The organism is Geomonas anaerohicana (assembly GCF_016458305.1).
GTDB classification, from domain to species: domain Bacteria; phylum Desulfobacterota; class Desulfuromonadia; order Geobacterales; family Geobacteraceae; genus Geomonas; species Geomonas anaerohicana.
This window is the reverse complement of sequence record NZ_JAEMHL010000011.1, coordinates 1-20088: the sequence shown is the minus strand read 5'-3', so window position 1 is coordinate 20088 and position 20088 is coordinate 1. Positions and strand designations below refer to the sequence as shown.

The window sequence follows — 20088 nt, the reverse complement described above, 5'->3', positions numbered from 1 at the left end:
GGACGCGGCACCATCACGAGTCAAGCATGAGTCGGATCTGGGCCAGCAGTTGGGAGGGTTGGAACGGTTTCGGGATCTGGGCGACGGTGGCGCTTAGCCGTATCCGCTGCTGGACGTCCTCATTGGCATATCCGGTGGCAAAAATAGCGTTGATTGCCGGATTTACGGCGGCGATCTCTTCGTAGGCGTCGATGCCGTTTATTGCGGGCATGATCACGTCCAGCAGCAGCAACCGCACCCGCTCCCTGTTTTCCCGGTACTTCCGTACCGCCTCTTCCCCGTCCCGGGCAGTTATGACGCTATACCCCACCGCCGTCAGGATGCCGGCCACCATCTCGCGCACAGTCTCATCGTCTTCGGCGACCAGTATGGTCTCATCCCCTCCTTCCGCATCCCCTGCGGGGAGCTTCGACTCCTGCACCCCGAGCGCCGCGTTGTTCAGTGGCAGATAGACGCGGAAGGTCGTTCCCGCTCCGGGGGCGCTTTCCACGGCGATGCAACCGTTATGGTGTTTGATGATGCCGTAGACTACGGCCAGGCCAAGGCCGGTGCCTTTGCCGATCTCCTTGGTGGTGAAGAAGGGGTCGAAGATCTTGAGGCGCGTTTCCTCGCTCATACCGCTGCCGCTGTCTTCGACGGACAGCACTGCGTACTCCCCCTTGGACAGGCCGTGCTCCAGGATCAGCGCCTGTCCTGGGGTCTCGCGGGCTGTCCTGAAGGTGAGGGCGCCTCCGTTGGGCATGGCATCCCGGGCGTTGGTGGCGAGGTTCATCAGAACCTGCTCGACCTGGTGTGGATCGGCGAGGATGGGGAGTTTGCTCCGGGCAAGGTCGAAGCTGCAGACGATGTCCTCGCCTATCACGCGTAAAAGGAACTTCTGTACCCCCAGGACGATGTCGTTCAGATCGGCAGCTATCTTCTCGCTGATCTGCTTGCGGCTGAAGAGCAGGAGGTCTTTGGAAAGGGCCGCGGCACGCTGGGCCGCGGTGAGCATGTGCCCGATGTTTTGGCGTAAGGTCGAGTCGGGGGGCAGGTTCTTCAGGGTGATCTCGCCGTAACCCACGATGGCGGTAAGGATGTTGTTGAAGTCGTGAGCGATTCCGCCGGCGAAGGTTCCGATCGATTCCATCTTCTGGGCGTGGAGCAGCTGCGCCTCGATCCGCTTGTAGTCGCTTATGTCCTGCAGGCTCAACAGCACCATCGGCGCCCCTCCCTGGGTGAGCAGCGTGGTCGAGATGAGAAAGGTCACCTGCTGCTTCTCCCCCTGGCGGGTCACGGTAAGGGTGGTCTCGACCTGATGGCAGCTCGCGCCGGTGTCGAAGGTGCGCTGGATGGTCTTGCGGATGGTGCAGTCAGGGCAGGCCATGCCAAAGCCGCATCCTCCCTCACTGTTGAGGGCGTTCAGGCAGCGCAGTACCTCCCCGGTCCTGTGCCCCTCGATCTCACCGGGCGCGGCTCCGCTGAAGCTGCGGGTCAGGTGGTTTACCATGCGCACGCTGCCGGTGGCGTCGATGAGCAGCATCAGGAAGGGGGCGTTGTCGAAGATGGTGGCCAGCTCTTCCTCGCGTTGGCGCAGCATTTCCTCGGTGCGATGCTGCCGCTCCAGGGCCTGTTCCAACTCCCGCACCTTTTCCTCGAGCTTGGTTGCCACGATGCGGCTGTACTCCAACAGCAGGCGCTCCCCTTCTTCGCTGATGACGGGAGGGCCGGCTTGGGCGGGTTCCTGGGGTCCGGTGACCTGCACCACCAGCTCCCACAGACGCTCCGGTTCCACCGGTTTGGCAATGAAGGCGGCCGCTCCGAGGGAACGGGCCAGTTGCTCCTCCGCTTCCCCGGTGTACACCGCCGAGTAAAACAAAAACGGGATCTGCGCGAGCTTGGGGTCCGACTTCACCCTGCGCAGCAGTTGGAAGCCATCCATCGTCGGCATCAGGGCGTCGGAAATGATGATGTCCGGCCTGCTTGATGCCGCCAGGGCCAGTGCCTCCTCACCGTCATGGGCCTCGGTCACGCCGCAGCCGTGGTGCTCCATGGTGTAGCGCAGCAGTTTCAGGTCGTTCAGGTTGTCCTCCACGATCAGGACGTTCATGGTCTGGCCTCGTCTTGGTGTCGGACCGGGGGCATGCTCCGCAGCAGGGCGTGGATCTTGTCGAGAATCGTGAGGGGGTCGATGGGTTTCTCGAAATAGCCGTTGCAGCCGGCCTCCAGGACCTTGTCCATGTCGCCGGCCATGGCATAGGAGGTGATGGCGATGATGGGGACCTTGCCATGCGCCTCGCTGCTGCGGATGCGCCGCGTCGCTTCCAGGCCGTCGAAGTCCGGGAGGTTTATGTCCATGATGATGAAGGCGGGATTCATGGACAGGGCCAGTTCCACCCCGCTGGTGCCGCTGTCTGCCGAGACGACCCGGTATCCGCCCCGCTGCAGGGCGTAGGTTATCAGCCTCAGGTTGTCCACGTTGTCCTCTACTACCAGTACCTCTGTCATGATATGCGCTCCGGTATGCGTAAGGTGAAGGTGCTCCCCCGGCCCAGGCTGCTGCGGCAGGTGATCTCGCCTTGCAGGACCTCCGCGACCAGCTTCCAGGTCAGGTAAAGCCCGAGTCCCGTCCCCGGCGGTATGGTGGCCAACTGGGGGCGCAGGCGCACGAATGGCTTGAAAAGGCGGGGGAGGTCCGCTTCGTCGATCCCTACGCCGCTGTCGGAGACCGTAATCTCCACGCGGGTGTCGGCCCGTGCGGCGTTGATGTCGATGGCGCCCTGCTCGGTGAACTTGACGGCGTTGCTGAGCAGGTTGATGACGCACTGCAACAGCCGGCGCCGGTCGGTCTCCAGCGTGAGTTCCCCCAGTTCCAGCCGCAGGTCGAGCCCCTTTTCCCGGGCGTCCTTTTCAACGTACTGCAGCGCCTCCCTCAGCAGTTCCCGCAGGTCGAACTCTTCGCGGCGCACCTCGAGCTTGCCCGCCTCTATCTTGGAGACGTCGATGACGTCGTTGATCAGGGTCAGTAGGTGCTTCCCCGAGCGGAGGATGATGGCCAGGTTCTCCTTCTGCTCCTGGCTGAGCGGGCCGAGCCACTCATCGTGCAGGATACTGGAGAAGCCGATGATGGAGTTGAGCGGCGTGCGCAGCTCGTGGCTCATCGAGGCAATGAACATCGACTTGAGCTGGTCCAGCTCCTGCAGTCGGGAGTTCGCCTCGCGCAGCTCTTCCGTCTTCAGGTTCAGATCCTCGACCAGGTTCACCAGCGCCGTCTGGTTTGCTAGCAGTTCCACGCGTTTCTCCTCCAGGTCCCTGGTCCGCTCCTGCACCCGCTGCTCCAGTTCCTCGGAGAGTTTGCGCAGCCGGTCCTCGGCCATTTTCTGCACGGTTACGTCCTGCACCGTTCCCACCGACCTCATGGCAGTCCCGTTTTCATAGAAGGTCTCGCCCTGCTCGTGAACGTGCTTCACCCTGCCTCCCGGCAGCAGGAGCCGGTGGTCGATAGCGTAGGGGGTCCTGTTTTTGAGTGAGTCGAGGTAGGCGGCATTGACCTCATCGCGGTCCTCGGGGTGCACCGCCTGCAAAAAGGCCTCGTAGGACGCCCCGAAGCCCTCGGGGGCGATCTCGAAGATGCGATAGATCTCGTCGGACCAGGAGAGCCGGCCGGTGACCAGGTCCAGTCGCCAGCTTCCCAGGCGCGCGATGCGCTGTGCCTCCTTGAGGTCCTGTGCCACCTTGCGCAGTTCAGCCGTGCGTTCCTCCACGCGTTTTTCCAGCTCTTCGTTCGCGGTGCGCAGTTCCTGCTCGAGGCGGTGCAGTTCGGTGACGTCGCGCATCACCACCACCGCCCCGAGCTTTTCCCCCGCAGCGCCGATTATGGTGTTGCCGTTGGCCACCACGTGCCGTGACGGCTGCCCCTGTGCCCTGATGGTCATGCCGGCGTCGCAGACCACCTCCCCGTTGAATGCCCGCGCCAGCGGGATCTCCTCCGTGGTCATCGGCGTGACCCCGTCCGCGCGGAACAGGTCGTAGTGGCGCGACCACTGCTCCGGTGGAAGGTGCATCGGGTCCAGGCCGTGCCATTCACGGGCGGTGCGGTTGAACAGCGTCAGCATCCCCTCCGCGTCACAGGCCACCACCCCGTCCGCGATGCTCTCCAGCAGGCAACGGCTGAATTCCTGCTCCCGCCGCACCGACCGTTCCGCCTGCTGCAGGTCCCGGAAGAAGAGGGCCAAGGGGGTCTGCAGCCCGGTAACCACGATGGCACGATAGATGAGATAGAAGGCAACCAGCTTGAGTAGGTGGCCGACCAGGTTGGCCTGACCGACGACGCTCAAGTAGGCGGTGAAGGCGAGTTCGGAGCCGACCGTGCAGATGATGCTGGTCAGGATGAGGGCGAAGACGGCGCTGTTGAAGATGGAGCGGATGCGGTAGAAGAGGCACAGCGCCAGCAGCAACAGCGCGCAGATGGCGTACTCCGCCGCGATCTTGAAAGGAGTCAATCCTTTCCCCTCGATGAAACAGTCGGGAAACCAGCCCGAGAAGATGAGCAGCGTGGCACCGGAGATGGCGCCGAGACCGATCACCAGGACGAGCCGGATCTCGAGGTCGCGCTTGGCGAACAAAGGCGCCAGGCAGAGCAGGATGGCCTGCAGGAAACGTGCGGCGACCCACAGTTGCGTCGGGAGGTTGGCGTCGTAGCCCGGGAATACCCCCATCCCCTTGTAGGACAGGGTATGCAATAGGTCCATGACCGCGGTCAGGCCGTAGCCGACGCCGACCAGCTTCAGGTAGCCACCGGTGAGAAAGCGGCTGGTATGCCAGCAGATGGAGAGCAGGGTGAAGGCGATGGCGATGGTGATCAGCTCAACCAGGCAATGGAAAAAGACGTAGCTGTAGAGGGTGCTGGCCCACAGTGCCGCGAGCACGCCCCCCCCTGCGGCGACTTGGAGCAGGAACGCCGGGAGGGGGGGGCTGTCTGCCGGGATCGCCCCGATCATGGGCCGTCGCTCCCTTGCTCCAGTTCCCTGATGCGCTGCTTCAGTTCTGCCATCTTGCATTCCCGTCCCACGAAGAGCCGGTTCATCCGTTCCAGTTCACGGTTCTTCTCCTCAAGTTCGGAGGTCCGCTGGTGGACCCGTTGTTCAAGCTCGTCCTTCAGCCGGTGTAGTTCCTCCTCGGCGTGCTTGCGCTCGGTGATGTCGTTGAACATGCCGAAGGACCCCAGGAACCGGTCCTCCTCGTCCCGGACCGGCGTGGCCGACGCCAGGGTCCAAAGCTCCGTTCCATCCATGCGGCGCAGTCGGCGTTCGTAACTCTCGGAGATGCCCAGGCGCCGGTTCTCCATCTTTTGAGCGTGGTCGGGGAGGTCCTCCTCGAAGAGGAATTCCGCCAGGCTCCTGCCGAGGATCTCCGCTTCGGGCCTGCCGAGCATCTCGGCCATCCTGTCGTTGATGAAGGTTATGGTGGCGTCGGGTGCCAAGGTGCAGACTCCCTCGATGGCCGTGTCCACGATGCGGCGATAACGCGTCTCGCTTTCCCTGCGCTCCTCATCGGCACGCTTGCGCTCGGTGAGGTCGTAGCCCAGGCCGACGAATCCGGTGACCGCTCCGTTGTCACCCAGCAGCGCAGTGACTGTGAACAGTACGGGGACCCTGCTGCGGTCCTTGCGGATGAAGGTCCATTCCCTCTCGTCGGGCGCTCCGCCGGCGGCCGGCGCCACCACCGCTTTGAAGCCCGGCTCCACCGTTTGCCCGCTGGCAAGGCTCAGCTCCAGGGCGCGCTGCCGCAACTCCTCGGTGTCGTGCCACAGCTCCGGCGTCTGCAGGCCGATCACCTCCTGGGCGCTGTAGCCCAGCAGGCGCTCGGCGGCGCGGTTGAAGCTGCTCACCACTCCTTCCGGTGTCATGGATATGATGCCGTAGGCTGCGTTGTCCAGTATGGTGCTTTGAAAGATGGTGAGGCGGTGCAGGTCATCCTCCCGGCTTTGCAGCCCGGCGACCAGCTCACGCAACTGTCCCGCCATGCTCTCAAAGGCCCTGCAGAGGACACCCACTTCGTCGCTGCGTCCGATGTTCGCCGGGGATACGTTCAAGTCCCCCCGGCTGATCTGCGTGGCCGCGGCGGTCAACTGCTGCACCGGGCGTAAAAGCCTCAGCAGCGTCACCCGCAGCAGCGCGACGCTGCCCAGTATGGTGACCACCAGGGCGGCGCCGATGAGGCCGAATTGCACCATTAGCGCCCGCCTCATCTTTTCGGTGCTGAAACCCAGGATCGCCTGGCCGATCCGCTTCTCCGCCGCCTGGATCGGCGCGGACACCTCAAGTATCCGTTCGCTGTTTTTCAGCTCCTGAGCGGCAAGCAGCGGCATCCTGGCGGCGACGAGACCACGGGACTTGGCCGTCAGCAGCGGGTCGCCTTCCTTGAAAAAAAAGGCAAGCGGGGCCCGCTGCTCGTTGAGCACGATGGCATACACCGCCTCCTCGTCATAAAGCACCACTTTTTTCACGTAGTTGTGGAGTTGCACGAAGTTCAGGGACAGTATGCTAAGCGGCATCACCTGGGCCATGAACTGCACCAGGGTGGTGCCCTTGGTGTTCAGCGCCTGGTGCAGTTGCCGGTACTGCCACAGCAGGGCCAGGCAACCCACCAGCAGCACCGCGGCGACCAGGATACCGGCGACCATCGACGTCAGGCGTGTGAGGATGCTGCTGGATCTGGTGACCGGCTCGGTCATGCGCGTTCCCTTTCCATGGCGCTACTGCAGTTTGGGCTTGTTGCCGTAGTACCCCGATTCATAGAGGATGTAGTAGATCTGGTCGTCGATCTGGCGCGCCCCCTTGTCGACGCCGATCTCGCCGCGCATCATCCGGGTACCTGTCTCGGCGATGATGCCGGAGATCGCAGGCCACTCCTTGAACCGGGGGCGGTAGAGGGGATTGCCGTACCTGGTCCATGAAGTGACCAGCGGCTCGAAGTACGGGAAGCGTTTCTGGAGCCGGCGGTCAAGGTAGGCGCTGCGCCGCCCGGGCACACCACCGGCCAAGGTGAACTCCCGGGCCTTCTTCTTGGAGGTGAGCCACTGGATGAACAGCCAAGCCGCCTTTTGCTTCTGCTGGCTGCTTTGCGCATTCACCCCGAGCGAAAAACCGCCCAGAGCCGGTTTTCTCCCCGCCGGGCCGGCAGGTTCCACGGTCACCCCGAGGCAGCGTGAGGTCTTGGAGCTCTTGCTGTCCGCGAGCCATTTGTACCAGCCGCTCCACTCCGTGATCATGGCCACTTTGCCGTCGGCCAATGCCTGGACCGCCTGTTCGTGTTCCCAGTCAACCACGTCCGGGGGCATGTAGCGCAGCAGTTGCTGCCTGAACTTGAGACCGGCCACCGCTCCCGGGGAGGAAAGGTTGGGGGTGAAAGCCGGGGTAAGGAGCGATCCGCCGAAAGGCCAGATAAAACGCATGAAGGAATCGCAGGACTGGGTCTCGCCGGCATGGGATTGCAAAGCGAAGGCGAAGCGGTCGCCTGTGGTGAGTGCCGGCGCGTATCGCTCCAGGAGTTCCTGCCACGTGTCGGGAGGGCGGCTGAAGCCTGCTTCATGCAGCCGGCACCGGTTGTAGAAAAGAAGGCCGGCGTAGCTGTCGATGGGGAGCCCGTAGACGATGCCGTCCCAGGTACCGAGTGAGTTCAGCAGCAGCGGAAAGAAATCTTTCAGGTCCAGCTCCGGGTCGGCCAGTGCCGGGTCACAGAAGAATGAGGCCAGTGGCGTGACCCAACCGGCAGAGGCGAACTCTCCGAGCCAGACGATGTCGATCAGGATGACGTCGAAGCGTGGGTTGCCGCTGGTGAAGTCCAGCACCAGCGACTTGCGCATGTCCTCGTAGTAGATCAGTTCCCAGTTGACCCTGATCCCGGTGACCCTCTCGAATTCCGGGATCAGCTTGATGGCGGCCTGATACCCTGGTCTGGGCAGAAAGGAGACCTTTACCGTCACTCCTCGGTAGGGCTTGGCCGCCTCGGCAAGGCTCCAGGAGCCGCGCCCGGTTTTTGGGGAGGTGGGCGCCGCGCCGGGGTTGCCCCGTGCCGCTGCTTCCCCTGTCGTTGCGCCATGTACCATGGCCGGCGCGAGGAAGGCACACGTCACCATAGCCGCCACAAATAAGCGCAGGGCTCCCCGTAACCCGGTATCAAGGCGCAGTGCGCATCTGTGATACGGAAGTCTCATCAGTGTCGGTGCCTTCCCCAAACTCGTGGTGCGAGGGAGTTGGATGAATAAGTATCAGATTAGCCGCATCACGCCGCATATCAATAAGGAGAAATGGAAAGCAGCGATACTTTTAGTCGGCATTCCTGTTTTTGCAGTGGTGGCTCTATGACTGTTGGAACTTAAAAATAAGAAGGGTCTTCCATGCCGGGGAGCGGCAAGGTTGACTGCCAACCCGTGTGGTGAGTGAAAACGGTATCGGATGAAGTTTGTGGAGAGTTGGATGGGGGACGAGGAAGGCCTCTCTGGGGGGGGAGGTTTCTGAAGGGAGGGCGAGGCGCGCGGCGCGCGCCTCGCCCGGTCGATCATTGGAAAGCTTCGAATCAGGCGCCTGCGGGGGGGAGCACGGAAGGCTCGAAGTTGTAGGTGGCGAAGTAGTCCTCGACGGTCTCGGCGCGGCGGATCAGCTCCACCCGGCCGTCGGCGCGCAGCATGAGCTCCTTGGGACGCAGCCTGCCGTTGTACTGGAAGCCCATGGCGTGGCCGTGGGCGCCGGAATCGTGGATCACCACCAGGTCGCCGTCCTCGATGGGGGGAAGGTCGCGCTGGATGGCGAACTTGTCGTTGTTCTCGCACAGCGAGCCGACCACGTCGTAGACTTCGCTACGCTCCACCCCTTCCTTGCCGACCACGTCGATGTGGTGGTAGGAGCCGTACAGCGCCGGGCGCATCAGCGAGGACATGCAGGCGTCCAGGCCGATGTACTTTCTGTAGGTGTCCTTGCTGTTGATGGCGGTGGCCACCAGGGCGCCGTGGGGGCCGGTCATGAAACGGCCGCTCTCCATGTACATGGCGGGGGCGTGGCCGTGACGGGCGCGGAAGCCGTCGAAGATCGCGGTGATCTCCTTGGACATGGTGGGGAGGTCGAGCGCCTTTTGCTCCGGGCGGTAGGGGATGCCGAAGCCGCCGCCGATGTTGACGAACTCGAACTGGATCCCCAGTGCCGCTTCGACCTCCTCGGCCACCTCGAGCACCATGCGGGCGGTCTCCACGATGTAGGTGTAGTCCAGTTCGTTGGAGGCGACCATGGTGTGCAGGCCGAAGCGCTTGGCGCCGCGTGCCTTCGCCCTTCTGTAGGCCTCGACCACCTGGTCGTGCGAGACGCCGTATTTGGCCTCTTCCGGGTTGCCGATGATGACGTTGCCGGTGCGGCGCGGGCCGGGGTTGTAGCGGAAGCAGATCAGCTCCGGGAAGACCGGCACCTTGTCGATCAGGGAGATGTCGTCCAGGTTCAGGATGCAGCCGCCGTCCTTGGCCGCGAACTCGAACTCCTCCGGGCTGGTGTTGTTGGAGGTGAACATGATGTCTTCCGGCTTCGCGCCCAGCTCGCGGGCCTGGATCAGTTCCGGAATGGAGCTGCAGTCGAAGCCGAAGCCCATCTCCTTCATGAGCTTCAGGATCTCACGGTTGGGGAGCGCCTTGACCGCGAAGAACTCGCGGAAGCCGGGGATGCCGGAGAAGGCCTTGATGAGGCCAGCGCCGGTCTCGCGGATGCCCGCCTCGTCGTAGATGTGGAACGGGGTCTGGAAATGCTGCTGGATCGCGGGGATCCGGGGGAACAGACGTTCTTTGAAAGAAGCGGACATCGGCATGACTTTGATTCTCCTTCTATTGATGGTAGCTGCGTAACGTGCCTGATTAAGAGTTACGGCCGTTGCCGTTGGGTTCCGTTAGATCCACCCTTCTGGTTTCCTTGACCGTTTCCAGGACCACCTGGGTCCGGATCGACCTCACCCCCGGCAGCGGCCTGATCTGCTGCAGGATCCGGGACAGGGTGGTGTGGTCGGCGGTTCTCAGCTTGACCAGGAAACCGTCGGGGCCCACCACCTGGTGCACCTCCTGCACCGAGGCGATGGCGGCCAGGGCGGTGGCGGTCTGCGCGTCGGTCCCGTCTGCCTCGACCTGCACGAAGGCGGAGAGCCCCTGGTGGAAGCAGGCGGGATTGAGCCTCACCTCGTACCCCTCGATGATGCCCCGCTCCTCGAGCTTGCGGATCCGCTCCAGTACTGCGGAAGGGGCCATCCCTACCTGGCGGGCGACCTCCGCGTTCGGGATCCTCGCCTTCTCCTGAAGAATCTCCAGTATGTGGATGTCTATTTCGTCGAACATTCTCGTTTACACCTTTCGATGCGAATTTTATTCATATTGTCATACGTTGTAAAGAATTATTTTCGGATGGACCTGGTGTGCCGGGCGGTGCGGGAGAATTGTCTGGTGCTGGCGGGGGCGGGGACCGTACAATAGAGGATAGGTCGGTGATAAAACGAGGATTGTCAGGCTGTTGAGGAGGTAGAGTCATGAAAAGGACGATGCTGTTCCTGATGATGGTCTTCTTCTCCCTGACCGCCGTTGGTGTGGCGGCGGAGAAGAAGGTAAGCAAGGCCCCGGTGCAGCAGGTGATGGTACTGCCGGACCAGGTGAAGTGGCACGCCGGTCCGACGGCGATACCCGGCGCACAGATGGCCGTTCTCGACGGGGATATGGCAAAGCCGGGTTTCTTTGTGGCGAGGATCAAGCTGCCGGCAGGTACTAAGATTCCGGCTCATTACCACGGCAACGTGGAACGGGTGACGGTAATCTCCGGCACCGTAAAGCTGGCCATGGGGGTGACGCAGGATAACCCGACCGTGCTTCCGGCGGGAAGCTACTTCGCGATCCCGCCCAAGACGGTGCACAACGCCTGGGTGGACGAGGAAACCGTCCTGCAGATAGCGACGCGCGGGCCGTGGAGTATGCACCTGGCGAAGGGCGCCAAGTAGGCGCGCAGCAGACAACTTAAGAGCAGGCAAGGCAAAGGGACCAGCCGGTGGGCTGGTCCCTTTTTGCATCTGTGCGTGGCGGGTACTGCGGGCGGCGCAGGCTGAACTTATGCGGCAACCGAGTTGGGAATAGGGGACGAGCCGCGGCGGCGGTCCGCTCAGGCGGGGGCTCCGGCCCGTTTCCAGCGGCGGTGCACCCAGTACCACTGCGCGGGATGGGCGGCCACGAAGTTCTCCACGTACCGTGACAGCGCCTGGGTTTCCCTCTGCGTGCCGGCGTCGCTTTCGTCACCGGAGAAGATGTGCTCGGGGTGAAAGGTGATCACGTGGTGCCCCCCCTCGCGGTGGATGAAGACCGGGAGCAGCGGTGCGCGGCTTTTCCGGGCGATCAGCACCGGCGACTTGGACGCCCACGCCGTCCGCCCCATTACCTCGATGAGTACGCCGTCCTCCGGGTTGGCTGCCTGGTCGGCGAGGATTCCCACCAGTTCCCCCGACCTGAGTGCGTTCAGTATGCCGCGAATCGCACCTTTCTTGTAGATGATGCGGCTACGGTAGCTCATGCGCATCCGCTCCACCATCCTGTTCAGGAACGGGTTGTTCTGTCGGCGGGCGACCACCGCGCCGTTGCCGAAGAGCCGGCTGAAGGCGAGCGCCATCAGTTCCCAGTTGCCGCAGTGGCCGCTGAAGCAGATGACACCTTTCCCCTTGGCCCGGGCCGCCTCATAATGCTGGTACCCCCGCACCTCGATGCCGTCGATCAACCCGTCACCACGTCCATGGTACAGCTTGCAGATCTCGGTCAGGGATTGGATCAGGTGCTCGAAACTCGCCTGGGCGAGCAACCGCCCGTCGTGGTGGCAGGCGCTCCAGAGCGGGTGCTGCTCCAGAAAAGGGAGGGCGTTCTTCAGGTTATCGTCGACCACGGTGCGGCGGCCGGGCACCAGCCGGGAGAGGACGAAGCCGAGCGGGATGACGCAGCGCTCCAGTAACACGACAGGGGTGACGGCAACAACCAGGGTGAGGCAGTAAAAGACGGCAGCTTCGACCATCCAAAAGAGGCGTTGCATGTATTTTGACTCCAGGAAAAACGTGTGGTGACCGCGCTATGCCTCAGGTACGGCTGCTGCATCCTCGTCGCTTTCGTCGTCCGGGGAGAGGTCATCTTCGGCGCCCTGGCCCGTCTTTTCCTGCTTGCGCAACAGCTTTTCGTCCTGCTTTTTTTTGCGGTCCAGCTCTTTCTGGCGCTTCTGAAACTTGAAATTCGGCTTAGCCATGTCGGTTTCCTCTCCAAATGCGCCGGTAGCTCAGAGGGCAGGAAAAAACTACCCCGAGATTTTTTTTTGCTATTTTTCGACGGGTCATACTGAATGACAACCTTACCAATAGCAAGGTTAATCGTATTAACAGAATCTGCGGTCCGAATTTATTCCTCAAGTCAACCGTAATTGCTCGCTTATTTACTGTCCATCCGCTATTTCCAAAATTACCATAAGGTGAAAATAAAGAGTTTGCTCATGTCAGCAGCCCGATAAAAATAGTTGCGGAAATATTTAAATAGCTTGCTTATCCAATGCCATGCTGTTAGTTTAATACATCAGCCGCAATTATTCGGTCTGAAAAAACAGAAAAAGAAGTCAGGAGAAGGGATTTAATAATGGCAAACGGTACCGTAAAGTGGTTTAACGACAGCAAGGGGTTTGGCTTTTTAGAGCAGGAAAGCGGAGAGGATGTGTTCTGCCACTTCTCGGCCATCACCGGCGACGGGTTCAAGTCTTTGGCGGAAGGCGACGCAGTCAGCTTTGACGTCGTCAAGGGGCCCAAGGGTCTTCAGGCAGCCAACGTCAGAAAGATTTAGGCAAAGGAACGGCGGGGTGGTGCAAGCACTGCCCGTGAACGGCGTCACTTACGTTGCGGCCCCTGGACCTTCCAGGGGCCGCAACTTTTTGGGGCTTGGTGGTCGCTTGGTTAAGCGGTCCCCTGAGTCCGGGGCGGGTGGGAACTCGTCAACGAGAAGCGGAGGAATGACATGACCATCAAGCGAGGAGACGTAGTAAGCCATTGTGGCGCTGTGCAATGGGGAGTCGGCAAGGTCGTCGAGATCGGAGAGAACCAGGCATCCATCCATTTCAATGACGGCGTGTTCAGGAAGATAGCCGCCTCCCATTTCGGCAGTCTACTGCCCGCTGCGCCCGCCTCCTTCACTCCACCGCCTCCCGCCAAGCCGGAGGACAAGCCTGTCAGGGTGCCCAAGGCGCCGAAGGCAGCAGCGGCCCGGCAGAAAAAAGGGTAGGGGAGACGCCAAACGATAAAAAAGGGGACCAGCCACGAGGCCGGTCCCTTTTTTATGCTCTCTCTCCCAAAGTATTCCCTCTCCCCAGTTCCCTCTCACTCTGGGAGAGGGTGCCCGGAGGGCGGGTGAGGCAAGCCTTTGCCTGTGAAGCGCCCTCACCCTGGCCCTCTCCCAGAGGGAGAGGGGATTGCCTATTCCCTTCTCCCGAAGAGGGCAGGCTACTGCTGTAGCCGCGCCCTCACCTCCAGCGCAGCCCGCACCATGTTGGCGAGAGACGCTTCGATCTCCGGCCAGCCGCGGGTCTTCAGGCCGCAGTCCGGGTTCACCCAGAGCCGCTCCACCGGCAGGACCTCGGCCGCGAGTTGCAGCAGCGTCGTCATCTCCTCCACGGTGGGAACCCGAGGCGAGTGGATGTCGTAGATGCCGGGGCCGACGTCGTTGGGATAGCCGTGCTGACGGAAATGCTCCAGCGGTTCCATCCGGGAGCGCGACGATTCCATGGAGAGGACGTCGGCGTCCATGGCGATGATGGCGGGGAGGATGTCGCCGAATTCCGAGTAGCACATGTGGGTGTGGATCTGGGTCTCGTCGCTCACCCCGGCAGTGGCAATGCAGAAGGAGGCCACCGCCCACTCCAGGTACTCGTCCCAGTCGCGACGGCGCAGCGGCAGCCCTTCCCGAATGGCTGGCTCGTCCACCTGGATCATGGCAATACCCGCCTGCTCGAGGTCGGCCACCTCGTCGCGCAGCGCGAGCGCGATCTGCCGGCAGGTCTGGGAGCGGGGCTGGTCGTTACGTACGAAGGACCACTGCAGGATGGTGACCGGGCCGGTAAGCATCCCCTTCACCGGGCGCTTGCTGAGCGATTGGGCGTAACTGCTCCACTCCACGGTCATGGGGCGGGGGCGGGCCACGTCGCCGTAGAGGACCGGCGGCTTCACGCAGCGCGAGCCGTAGCTCTGCACCCAACCGTTCTGGGTGAAGGCGAAGCCGTCCAACTGCTCGCCGAAGTACTCCACCATGTCGGTGCGCTCGAATTCGCCGTGCACCAGCACGTCCAGCCCGAGCTGCTCCTGCCTCTCGATGCAGCGCCTGATCTCGGCGCGCAGGAAGTCCTGGTACCCCTGGCCGTCGAGTGCGCCGCTACGCCACTTCGAGCGGGCCTCGCGCACCTCTTTAGATTGAGGGAAGGAGCCGATGGTGGTGGTGGGGAGCAGGGGAAGGTCGAAGCGGCTCTTCTGCCGTGCGCTGCGCTCGGCGAAGGGTGTGTTGCGCCTGGACATGGACTCGGTTACCTGTTCCGCCCTGTGCCGGACTGCCGGGTTGTCGGCGGCTGCGGCTGCCCGGCGCCGGGCAAGTGCCGCTGCTGCCTGTTCGAAAACGGCCCCCTGCGGCTGTTCCTGTCCGGCTGCGTCGGCTAGAACCCGCACCTCGGCGACCTTTTGCGCAGCGAATGCCATCCAACTCTTCAGTTCCGCGTCGAGCCTGGTTTCGGCATCGAGGTCGACGGGGACATGCAGCAGCGAGCATGAGGTTGCGACCATGACGCGTTCGCTGCCGAGGGTAGTGACGGCGCGCCGCACCAAACGATGGGCCTGCTCCAGGTCCGCACGCCAGATATTGCGCCCGTCGACCGCCCCGAGCGACAGCTTCATCGTCTGCGGCAGTGCCGGCAGCACGGCTTCGAGGTCCGCCGGCGCGCGCACCAGGTCGACATGCAGCGCCTCGCATCCCGAGTCGGCGACCAGGGCAAGGTTTTCGCCGATGGACCCGAAGTAGCACGCGACCAGCAGGGCGGGGCGTTTGGCCGCGGCGGCCAGCCGCCCCAGGGCAGTGCGGTACGCCTCTGCGGTGCGCGGGTCCAGGTCGAAGCAGAGGCAGGGTTCGTCGAGCTGGAGCCAGGTCACGCCGTGGCCGGAAAGCAGCGCCAACAATTCCTCGTAGACCGGGAGCAGGCGCGGCAGCAGGTCCAGGGTGTCCATGCCGGAGACGTTGTCGGCAAACTTGGACAGCTTCAGGAAGGTGATCGGGCCCGGGAGCACCGGGCGGGGCACTATCCCCAGCGCCTGTGCCTCGGCAAGTTCTGCGGCGATCTTGGTGGGGTCGAGCGCGAAGGACTGGTCCGCACTGAGCTCCGGAACGATGTAATGGTAGTTGGTGTCGAACCACTTGGTCATTTCCAGGGGGGAAAGGTCGATGCCGGCCCCGCGGTCCTGAACCCCGCGAGCCATGGCGAAGTAGCGGTTCAAGGGATCGGCGATGCTGCGAAACCGTGCCGGTATGGCTCCGACGGTAACGGCCATGTCCAGCATATGGTCGTAGAGGGAAAAGTCGTTGCACGGGATCTGGTCCAACCCCGCCTGCTTCATCATGGACCAGTGCCGGGTACGGATCTCCTGTGCAGTCGCCATGAGCGACTCTGCCGGGGAGGCTCCGCTCCAGTAAGCCTCAAGCGCCTTCTTCAACTCTCTTGCGATACCGATTCTCGGGTGGCCTAATACCGTGGCAAGGACTGGCATAGTGCTTCTCCTCCGCATGCTGTGGAAAATGAAAAAGCGTGCGACAGATTTGGACGACAAAGTGACAATTGTAGCAGCTTCGTTTGGATGTGCAGCTTCTCTCTTGGCCGTTGCGACGGAACACAGGAAGGGGAGGAACCGGTGCGTTGGCATCTCATAACCACTCGGAGCAATTTGTCATTGACTAGACCAACCATCAAATATAATGTGTTCAGCGGTAAAAAAGGGAAGGGGCGCATGGCTGATCTGCCGACCCTGCTCTTGTGCGGAGCGTCTGCCCAAAGATCCAGATCGCGAGGTCTCACACATGAGGAAATACCTGCTGCTGTTTCTCGCCTTGGCCTGTGCCTCCACCTCGGATGCCGCTCTCAAGGGAACCCACCGCGTCTTCTCCGGACCCTTCCACGACGGGCCCGAGGTGACCAGGACCTGTTCCGGGTGCCATGAAAAACTCACCAAGCAAATCACGGAGACCGTCCACTGGAACTGGAGTAAAAAACAGAACCTGAACGGCAAGACCGTCGACTACGGTAAGAAAAACGCATTGGGCAATTCCTTCTGTCTCGCGGTCCCCTCCAACCTCCCCGGCTGCACCAGTTGCCATGCCGGCTACGGCTGGGAGGACGATTCCTTCGATTTCACCAAGACCGAGAACATCGACTGCCTGATCTGCCATGACACCAGCGGCACCTATAAGAAGTATGCCCTGGGAGCAGGGCACCCGGTCTACCCCGGCGAGCACAAGGAATACCCTGCCGGCAAGGTGTGGGAACCGGTTGACCTGGGTTACGCCACCCAGTCCATCTCGCGCCCGACCCGTGCCGCCTGCGGCAACTGCCACTTCTACAGCGGCGGCGGAGAAAACTACAAGCACGGCGACCTCGATGCCAACCTGGGCAACCCGACCCCCGACTTCGACGTCCACATGGGAGCCAAAGGGCTCACCTGCGAGTCCTGCCACAAGGCGGCCAACCACGACGTGAGAGGGGAGGCCATCTCCGTGTCCCCCGGCTCCGGGCCGCGCGCCATGGGGTGCACCGATTGCCATAAAGGCGACCTGCACAAGATCGCCATTCTCAACAAGCACATGAAGAGGGTGGCCTGCCAGACCTGCCACATCCCGACCTACGCCAAGGGCAGCCCCACCGTCCTCTCCTGGGACTGGTCCACCGCGGGCAAGGATCAAAAGACCGGCGGCGACCCGCTCAGGATTTATGACAAGGCCAGGGGGGACCTGGTGCTGGGCAAGGACCTGACGCCGACCCTGATGTGGTACAACGGGACCGTGGAGCGCGTCTTCCTGGGCGACAAGATCGATCCCTCCAAGGTGGTCCGGCTTTCCGCGCCCCGTGGAGAGCGCAGCGATCCCGATTCCAGGATCTTCCCCTTCAAGGTGATGCAGGCCAAGCAGCCCTACGATCTGGAGAACCTGACGGTGGCCGTTCCCAACATCATCGGTCCCGCCGAAAACGACAGCGCCTACTCTGTGAAGTTCGACTGGAACAAGGCCATCACAGCGGGCATGAGAGAAGCGGGACTTCCTTACAGCGGCAAGTACGGTTGGGTAGAGACGACGACCGTGTGGTCGCTGAACCACATGGTGGTGCCTAAGGACAAGGCTCTCAGGTGCCAGAACTGTCACGGCGAGAACGGTCGCATCGACTGGAAAGGTCTCGGCTACACCAAGGACCCGCGCGGCTAATCAGAGCAGCAGCGCAGTAAGTAAAAAGAAAAAGGGATCAGCCCATCGGCTGGTCCCTTCTTTTTTGGGTGAAATGGAAATTGCGTCCCATGATAGATGCTACCTACGAAGCGACCCACGTGGATTGCGTTCACCCCTTGTGAAAGGGGGGGCGGGGGGGATTTGCCTTTTGTCGGTTCAGCACCTTACAGCCACAAAGTTTGCGGCATTCTCTCCCCTCCCAGAAACGCTTGCACCAATTCCGGGTGCTCAAGGAAAGCAAGCACACCTGTCCCTAGTTCGATGCTGCGGTCATCCAGGCCGACTTGGCGCAGCGCGGAGGCGACGGCAGTGAAAGCGGCGTCGAAGACCGCCTTGCGGAACAGGTCGGCGGGCACCAGGCGGTCCTCGTCCGTCACTGTGGGGCGAAAAGCTTCCCGGCAGCTCTGGCTGTCCAGCGAGGTAATGGCCCGGCAGGCCAGGGGACGCACGGGGTGGACGCTGCAGGCGCCATACTGGTCCAGCAGTGGACAAGCCATCTGCTTCAGGATCCGCTCGTCATCGTCCATCCAACGCGCCCACGAGCGGTGCGTACCGAGCCGCTTTTGCAGCCCCGCCAGCTCTTCACCGCTAAGACTTTCACGCAACCACAGCGCTATCGTCGTCGCCTCAGGGAGTAACACTGCGACGTTCAGCACGCAGCAGTGCGGGCAGCCGGCGGCGCAGGCGTAGGGACGGCCGACGCAAAAACTTTGTGCGTTGTCCGCAGACGCTGCCAAGGTACTTGCCATCCTCGTTGCGTCGGCGCCCTTTCCTAAAGCCTCGACCACTCGTGCTCTGATTTCGGTGCGGAATTGCTCTTCATGCCATGACTCGATGGTTTTCATATCGCAAGATTGTACTCAAGGAAATGCAACTGTCACGTGGTGGAATCTGCAAAAAACAGTGGTGGGGGCAATCTCAACTCTCACAGAGGAGCCGAGTTGACTTCTTCAGGTCAGATATTCCTTAAATTATTCTTTGACATTGACCTTCGTGTACACTAATCTTGGCAAAATTTCAGAAAGACTACCCCTTTCTGTCTCAGCTGCACCAAGACTGTAGACTCTATTGAAACATGTGAGGTTTTGAATGAGCACCATGCGCATGCTGTTAGTGGCACTCGTACTGGCCTGTCTGATTGTTCCTTCCGTATCTTTTGCAGACTCAGACGAAGCGTCGATGTTTGCCCAGGCCAGGAACCACTACAAGGAGAACAGTTACTATTTCGCCTCTACGTGGCTGGAGAGGCTCCTGAAGAAATTTCCGAACACGCCGCAACGTGAGGAAGTCCTTGCCATGTTGGCAAAGTGCTACGCGGCTACGTCAAGGGATGACAAAGCGGTGAAGACGGTGAAGACGCTGCTTAAAGATTTCCCGAAGGCAGCGGAGAAGTTGGAACCGGGCCTGCTCAAGTTGGCGCAGGACCAGAGCCAGCAACCGCCGCAACTTGTCGAGCCGGAACCTGTAGCGGCGCCACCCGCTGTGAAAGCCGCTGCAGAGAAAGCTGTCGCGGAAAAGGCTGCTGCAGAGCAGGCTGCTGCTGACAAGGCTGCTGCTGACAAGGCTGCCGCTGACAAGGCTGCCGCTGACAAGGCTGCCGCTGAGCAGGCTGCCGCTGAGAAGGCTGCCGCAGAGAAGGCTGCCGCAGAGAAGGCTGCCGCTGACAAGGCTGCTGCTGATAAGGCTGCTGCTGACAAGGCTGCCGCTGACAAGGCTGCCGCTGACAAGGCTGCCGCTGACAAGGCTGCCGCTGACAAGGCTGCCGCTGACAAGGCTGCCGCTGACAAGGCTGCCGCTGATAAGGCTGCCGCTGACAAGGCTGCCGCAGATAAGGCTGCTGCTGACAAAGCCGCTGCAGAAAAGGCCGCTGCAGAGATGGCTGCTGCGGAGAAGGCTGCTGCGGAGAAGGCTGCTGCCGACAAGACGATAGCTGACAAACTGGCCGCGGACAGAGTGGCTGCTCAGAGAGTAGCTGCTGAAGAGGCGGCTGCTGGAAAAGGACCTGCAGACCAGGCTGCTCCTAAGGCATCCCCTGCAAGACCGGCAACTATCGAGGAAGCAGTTGCTGAGCGGACGGCGGTCATCAAAGCTGCAGTTGAGAAAGCCGCTGCGGAAAAAGCTGTTGCTGACAAAGCCGCTGCCGAGAAAGCAGCCGCGGATTACGCTGCGGCAAAGAAAGCAGCTGCAGAGAAGGCCGCTGCCGACAAGGCGGCTGCCAAGAAGGCCGTTGAGGAAAAAGCCGCTGCTGACAAAGCCGCTGCCAAGAAAGCGGCAGAAGAGAAGGCCGCTGCTAAGAAAGCCGCTGTGGAAAAGGCCGCTGCCGACAGGGCGGCTGCCAAGAAGGCGGCTGCGGAAAAAGCCGCTGCTGACAAAGCCGCTGCCAAGAAAGCGGCAGAAGAGAAGGCCGCTGCTAAGAAAGCTGCTGCGGAAAAGGCCGCTGCCGAGAAGGCGGCTGCCAAGAAGGCCGCTGCTGAAAAAGCTGCTGCTGACAAAGCCGCTGCCAAGAAAGCGGCAGAAGAGAAGGCCGCTGCTAAGAAAGCTGCTGCGGAAAAGGCCGC

Annotated in this window: 16 protein-coding genes; 5 read left to right on the top strand and 11 right to left on the bottom strand. The window is 61.9% G+C overall.

The genetic code is table 11. From position 1 onward, the window contains the following. Positions 1 to 13: 13 nt before the first annotated feature. The 7 genes from JFN91_RS17685 to JFN91_RS17655 all read right to left on the bottom strand — a co-directional run bounded on the left by JFN91_RS17685 (position 14) and on the right by JFN91_RS17655 (position 10345). Positions 14 to 2089 carry a response regulator gene (locus JFN91_RS17685; protein ID WP_199390488.1) on the bottom strand — a complete coding sequence of 692 codons (2076 nt, stop codon included), beginning with the start codon at positions 2087 to 2089 and terminating at the stop codon, positions 14 to 16. Further along, positions 2086 to 2487 carry a response regulator gene (locus tag JFN91_RS17680; protein WP_199390487.1) on the bottom strand — a complete coding sequence of 134 codons (402 nt, stop codon included), beginning with the start codon at positions 2485 to 2487 and terminating at the stop codon, positions 2086 to 2088. Before JFN91_RS17680 ends, JFN91_RS17685 begins: the two co-directional genes overlap by 4 nt. Beyond that, positions 2484 to 4979, bottom strand: a complete 2496-nt coding sequence (locus JFN91_RS17675; RefSeq protein WP_199390486.1) for an MASE3 domain-containing protein — start codon at positions 4977 to 4979, stop codon at positions 2484 to 2486. Before JFN91_RS17675 ends, JFN91_RS17680 begins: the two co-directional genes overlap by 4 nt. Further along, positions 4976 to 6715 carry a PAS domain S-box protein gene (locus tag JFN91_RS17670; RefSeq protein ID WP_199390485.1) on the bottom strand — a complete coding sequence of 580 codons (1740 nt, stop codon included), beginning with the start codon at positions 6713 to 6715 and terminating at the stop codon, positions 4976 to 4978. The genes JFN91_RS17675 and JFN91_RS17670 overlap by 4 nt, the downstream gene beginning before the upstream one ends. A gap of 21 nt (positions 6716 to 6736) precedes the next feature. Next, positions 6737 to 8119 (bottom strand): ABC transporter substrate-binding protein, encoded by a 1383-nt coding sequence (locus tag JFN91_RS17665; RefSeq protein WP_199390484.1) that lies wholly within the window; start codon positions 8117 to 8119, stop codon positions 6737 to 6739. A gap of 440 nt (positions 8120 to 8559) precedes the next feature. Next, positions 8560 to 9828 carry a diaminopimelate decarboxylase gene (locus JFN91_RS17660; protein ID WP_199390483.1) on the bottom strand — a complete coding sequence of 423 codons (1269 nt, stop codon included), beginning with the start codon at positions 9826 to 9828 and terminating at the stop codon, positions 8560 to 8562. Positions 9829 to 9874: 46 nt separating this feature from the next. After that, positions 9875 to 10345: an Lrp/AsnC family transcriptional regulator gene (locus tag JFN91_RS17655; protein ID WP_199390482.1), complete on the bottom strand. Its 471-nt coding sequence runs from the start codon at positions 10343 to 10345 to the stop codon at positions 9875 to 9877. A gap of 188 nt (positions 10346 to 10533) precedes the next feature. Between JFN91_RS17655 and JFN91_RS17650 the strand changes: the two genes are divergently transcribed. After that, positions 10534 to 10995, top strand: a complete 462-nt coding sequence (locus tag JFN91_RS17650) for a cupin domain-containing protein (RefSeq protein WP_199390481.1) — start codon at positions 10534 to 10536, stop codon at positions 10993 to 10995. A 158-nt stretch (positions 10996 to 11153) separates the two neighbouring features. Here JFN91_RS17650 and JFN91_RS17645 read toward each other — a convergent pair whose 3' ends face one another. Beyond that, positions 11154 to 12065 carry a lysophospholipid acyltransferase family protein gene (locus JFN91_RS17645; protein WP_199390480.1) on the bottom strand — a complete coding sequence of 304 codons (912 nt, stop codon included), beginning with the start codon at positions 12063 to 12065 and terminating at the stop codon, positions 11154 to 11156. A gap of 36 nt (positions 12066 to 12101) precedes the next feature. After that, a complete protein-coding gene (locus JFN91_RS17640; RefSeq protein WP_199390479.1) occupies positions 12102 to 12272 on the bottom strand; it encodes a hypothetical protein in 171 nt (56 codons plus the stop codon). Between the two features lie 380 nt (positions 12273 to 12652). Here JFN91_RS17640 and JFN91_RS17635 point away from each other — a divergent pair, with 380 nt between their 5' ends. Then, positions 12653 to 12853 carry a cold-shock protein gene (locus tag JFN91_RS17635; protein WP_199390478.1) on the top strand — a complete coding sequence of 67 codons (201 nt, stop codon included), beginning with the start codon at positions 12653 to 12655 and terminating at the stop codon, positions 12851 to 12853. A 171-nt stretch (positions 12854 to 13024) separates the two neighbouring features. Next, entirely contained in the window at positions 13025 to 13288 is a 264-nt protein-coding gene (locus JFN91_RS17630) for a DUF3553 domain-containing protein (protein ID WP_199390477.1), read from the top strand. Between the two features lie 218 nt (positions 13289 to 13506). Here JFN91_RS17630 and metE read toward each other — a convergent pair whose 3' ends face one another. After that, a complete protein-coding gene (metE, locus tag JFN91_RS17625) occupies positions 13507 to 15807 on the bottom strand; it encodes a 5-methyltetrahydropteroyltriglutamate--homocysteine S-methyltransferase (RefSeq protein ID WP_199390476.1) in 2301 nt (766 codons plus the stop codon). Positions 15808 to 16114: 307 nt separating this feature from the next. Here metE and JFN91_RS17620 point away from each other — a divergent pair, with 307 nt between their 5' ends. Continuing rightward, entirely contained in the window at positions 16115 to 17509 is a 1395-nt protein-coding gene (locus tag JFN91_RS17620) for a tetrathionate reductase family octaheme c-type cytochrome (protein WP_199390475.1), read from the top strand. 185 nt (positions 17510 to 17694) lie between these two features. Here the strand turns inward: JFN91_RS17620 and JFN91_RS17615 are convergent, their stop codons facing one another. Further along, positions 17695 to 18375: a YkgJ family cysteine cluster protein gene (locus JFN91_RS17615; RefSeq protein ID WP_199390474.1), complete on the bottom strand. Its 681-nt coding sequence runs from the start codon at positions 18373 to 18375 to the stop codon at positions 17695 to 17697. 334 nt (positions 18376 to 18709) lie between these two features. Here JFN91_RS17615 and JFN91_RS17610 point away from each other — a divergent pair. After that, positions 18710 to 20088 (top strand): tetratricopeptide repeat protein (locus tag JFN91_RS17610; RefSeq protein ID WP_199390473.1); only part of this gene is annotated, 1379 nt, incomplete at its 3' end.

Bases quoted from the DNA above. Each gene is read 5' to 3' on its own strand.
- JFN91_RS17685 (WP_199390488.1), bottom strand. From the start codon at position 2,089: ATGAACGTCCTGATCGTGGAGGACAACCTGAACGACCTGAAACTGCTG.
- JFN91_RS17680 (WP_199390487.1), bottom strand. From the start codon at position 2,487: ATGACAGAGGTACTGGTAGTAGAGGACAACGTGGACAACCTGAGGCTG.
- JFN91_RS17675 (WP_199390486.1), bottom strand. From the start codon at position 4,979: ATGATCGGGGCGATCCCGGCAGACAGCCCCCCCCTCCCGGCGTTCCTG.
- JFN91_RS17670 (WP_199390485.1), bottom strand. From the start codon at position 6,715: ATGACCGAGCCGGTCACCAGATCCAGCAGCATCCTCACACGCCTGACG.
- JFN91_RS17665 (WP_199390484.1), bottom strand. From the start codon at position 8,119: ATGGTGACGTGTGCCTTCCTCGCGCCGGCCATGGTACATGGCGCAACG.
- JFN91_RS17660 (WP_199390483.1), bottom strand. From the start codon at position 9,828: ATGCCGATGTCCGCTTCTTTCAAAGAACGTCTGTTCCCCCGGATCCCC.
- JFN91_RS17655 (WP_199390482.1), bottom strand. From the start codon at position 10,345: ATGTTCGACGAAATAGACATCCACATACTGGAGATTCTTCAGGAGAAG.
- JFN91_RS17650 (WP_199390481.1), top strand. From the start codon at position 10,534: ATGAAAAGGACGATGCTGTTCCTGATGATGGTCTTCTTCTCCCTGACC.
- JFN91_RS17645 (WP_199390480.1), bottom strand. From the start codon at position 12,065: ATGCAACGCCTCTTTTGGATGGTCGAAGCTGCCGTCTTTTACTGCCTC.
- JFN91_RS17640 (WP_199390479.1), bottom strand. From the start codon at position 12,272: ATGGCTAAGCCGAATTTCAAGTTTCAGAAGCGCCAGAAAGAGCTGGAC.
- JFN91_RS17635 (WP_199390478.1), top strand. From the start codon at position 12,653: ATGGCAAACGGTACCGTAAAGTGGTTTAACGACAGCAAGGGGTTTGGC.
- JFN91_RS17630 (WP_199390477.1), top strand. From the start codon at position 13,025: ATGACCATCAAGCGAGGAGACGTAGTAAGCCATTGTGGCGCTGTGCAA.
- metE (WP_199390476.1), bottom strand. From the start codon at position 15,807: ATGCCAGTCCTTGCCACGGTATTAGGCCACCCGAGAATCGGTATCGCA.
- JFN91_RS17620 (WP_199390475.1), top strand. From the start codon at position 16,115: ATGAGGAAATACCTGCTGCTGTTTCTCGCCTTGGCCTGTGCCTCCACC.
- JFN91_RS17615 (WP_199390474.1), bottom strand. From the start codon at position 18,375: ATGAAAACCATCGAGTCATGGCATGAAGAGCAATTCCGCACCGAAATC.